Source organism: Anaerosporobacter sp., assembly GCF_965301125.1.
On the sequence record NZ_CBDLAM010000321.1, the window covers coordinates 1 to 2,601 of the forward strand.

Genomic DNA, 2,601 nt, shown 5'->3' on the forward strand with positions numbered 1-2,601 from the left:
GAATATTTATTAAAATATAAAAATGGGATTTTAATGCTTCGTCATATGAGGATATTCGCAAAGCATGGCTGTCTATGATGGAAGATATGCAATATTTAGAGTACATAGAAGAAATAGCATATATTCGATATTTATGTGGTGTTTCTTACGATTTTTATGAAGAAGAAGTGCGGATTCAAAATGTTGAAGACCCACAAATTGCTGCAATACAAAACGAATGTGATACATTACTAATAAATTCTCCATATGCTAAAGAATTTGAGCTGGAATTTGGCTACATGATAGTAAATCAGTTAAGAAATAATAGTATGCTTTTGAGTGCCAATACTATCTCACTACGAGCGGAAGAATCTCGACTTAGAACGGAATATATAAGTCTGCTTTCTAATAGGCAAAGTAAGGATACATTTTCTGACCAACTTTATGACATTTTAGATAATTTGATTAAAGTACGGACTGAAATTGCAAATACTTTAGGATATAAAAGCTATATTGAGATGGCATATAAGTTACAAGGGCGTTTTGATTATGGAGAAAATGAAATTGCTGCTTTTCGTACACAAATTAAGAAATTAATATCACCAGCATGTAACGAACTAAGAAAGTCGATAACGGTACAATATCCTGACACTAACGTTCGAGATGCGGATGAATTACTTACTGTAATAAAAGACATGTTTACCGATATTTCTGCGGAAAGTAGAGATTACATAAATTATATATTTGAGCACGAATTATTTGATGTTGCAGACAGACCATTTAAGCGAAATAATAATTTTTCCTGCTGTATGCTTCCATATAAAAAGGTACCTTTTATAATTGGCTCTTACCATGGTAATGGTTTAGAGGCAAATTATCTTATACATGAGTTTGGCCATGGATATGCTTTTTATACAGCTGCTCGTAGTCATAAATTATATGAATATCATCGTGCTTCACCCTCTGTCAATGAAATACATTCAAAGACGATGGAACATTTTGCATATCCTTATTTAGATGGCTTTGTGGGCAATCAGAAGAATAATTATGTACGTAATCATTTATTCCACTCATTTGATAACCTTCCTTACAGATGTGCAATTGACGATTTTGAACATGCTTTATATGATGATATTAAATTAACTCGTATATAGCGGTGTGAGTTGTGGGCAGATATAGAGAGGAAATATATGCCATGGAGAATCAGTGATTTAGAAGCGATTAAAAGAGGGACATATTGGACGAAGCAGTCACAGCTATTTACGAATCCATTTAATTATATCGAATATAATATCGCACAAATCAATGTATTTGAGTTTTATGAACGCTCAAAACATAACTACAAGCAGACATGGCAAGATTATTCTAATTTGTGTAAGTCGGGAGGAAGCACGAATTACTTAAATCTTTTAAAAGCAGGTAATTTATCTAATCCATTCACACCTAATACCATTAGTAATATATGTACACCGATTCAAGATGAGCTGTTCTCACTTATATAATGAAATCAACTTCAATCTATGGGTGATAAGCTTTAAATCGTTAGGAATTAATGCACCTGATAGTATAAAATATGTATATACTTCTTTTTATCTATATCATCTTTCTTAATTCCAAGTGTTTCTTGAAAATAGTTATCGATCATATTCTCAACTTTCTCACGTTCATCAGAAAAAGTATGGGTATAAACTTTTTTCATTCCTTGTATTGTTGTAGGTGAGAGTACAGCATCTGAATTAATGGAGTGTAGCGAGCTGATCCAAGCAATCAATAAGTTCTGGAGAAAGTTTCTACAATGTGGAGAGAGAACGTCATTCGAATTCAATGATATGGTTAATAACAAGGAGTATGAAAATATTGTTGAGGAGATTAGAGATGTTGAGATTATGTTAGTTTAATTAAAGGTATTGCTTAAGTGTGAAAATGAAGTTATTAAAGTAACTGACCAGAAGCCGGTAAGACAAATAGAACGAATGAATAGTAAATGAAAGTTTAAGGAAGTAAGGTACATTGAAAACTGGATATTGATAGTTGGTAAAATATGTAGTATTCTTATTGCGAAGATTATTTATAAACTATTGAGCTGAATTGTTAATATTGAAAGGAGTTTAAGTAAATGGAGTACTTACTTAAAAATAAGAAGGAAATAACAATAAGAAAACCGCAAGTTGAAGATGCAGAGGCTATTATAAAACTCATGACTCTTGCAGATACAGAAACTCTATTTTTAGCAAGAAATCCAGGGGAATTTAGTGCTTCAATTGAAAGAGAGAGAGAAATAATCAAGAATATTTTAAATGATAGTGATATAGAGTGGTTTGTTGCTGAATATAACAATAAAGTAATTGGGCAATGTTCAGTAGGCTTAGTCAGAAGGAATTCTAGATATCGTCATAGGGCAGAGGTTGCATTTGTTATATTGAAGGAGTATTGTAATCTTGGAATTGGCGGGAAAATGATGATAGAATGCATTAAATGGTGTGAGAATTAGTGTGTAAGTCAAATTGAATTAGATGTCGTTAAAAACAATGATAGAGCAATTAGAATGTATAAAGGTTTTGGGTTTGAAACTGTAGGGATAATTCCTAAAGCGTTACGCTATTTAGATGATACATATGCAGA

4 protein-coding genes are annotated in these 2,601 nt (G+C 31.9%); all 4 read left to right on the top strand.

The annotated features are described in order from the left end of the window. The first annotated feature begins 74 nt into the window (after positions 1-74). Positions 75-1,133, top strand: coding sequence for a hypothetical protein (locus ACW2QF_RS19365; RefSeq protein WP_455717655.1), 1,059 nt, complete (start codon positions 75-77; stop codon positions 1,131-1,133). Between the two features lie 36 nt (positions 1,134-1,169). Further along, positions 1,170-1,481, top strand: a complete 312-nt coding sequence (locus ACW2QF_RS19370; protein ID WP_455717656.1) for a hypothetical protein — start codon at positions 1,170-1,172, stop codon at positions 1,479-1,481. Between the two features lie 237 nt (positions 1,482-1,718). Beyond that, positions 1,719-1,877 (top strand): hypothetical protein, encoded by a 159-nt coding sequence (locus ACW2QF_RS19375; RefSeq protein WP_455717657.1) that lies wholly within the window; start codon positions 1,719-1,721, stop codon positions 1,875-1,877. A gap of 218 nt (positions 1,878-2,095) precedes the next feature. Further along, on the top strand, positions 2,096-2,470 hold the full coding sequence (locus tag ACW2QF_RS19380) for an N-acetyltransferase family protein (protein WP_455717658.1): 375 nt from the start codon (positions 2,096-2,098) through the stop codon (positions 2,468-2,470). Positions 2,471-2,601: the final 131 nt, after the last annotated feature.

Bases quoted from the DNA above. Each gene is read 5' to 3' on its own strand.
- ACW2QF_RS19365 (WP_455717655.1), top strand. From the start codon at position 75: ATGATGGAAGATATGCAATATTTAGAGTACATAGAAGAAATAGCATAT.
- ACW2QF_RS19370 (WP_455717656.1), top strand. From the start codon at position 1,170: ATGCCATGGAGAATCAGTGATTTAGAAGCGATTAAAAGAGGGACATAT.
- ACW2QF_RS19375 (WP_455717657.1), top strand. From the start codon at position 1,719: ATGGAGTGTAGCGAGCTGATCCAAGCAATCAATAAGTTCTGGAGAAAG.
- ACW2QF_RS19380 (WP_455717658.1), top strand. From the start codon at position 2,096: ATGGAGTACTTACTTAAAAATAAGAAGGAAATAACAATAAGAAAACCG.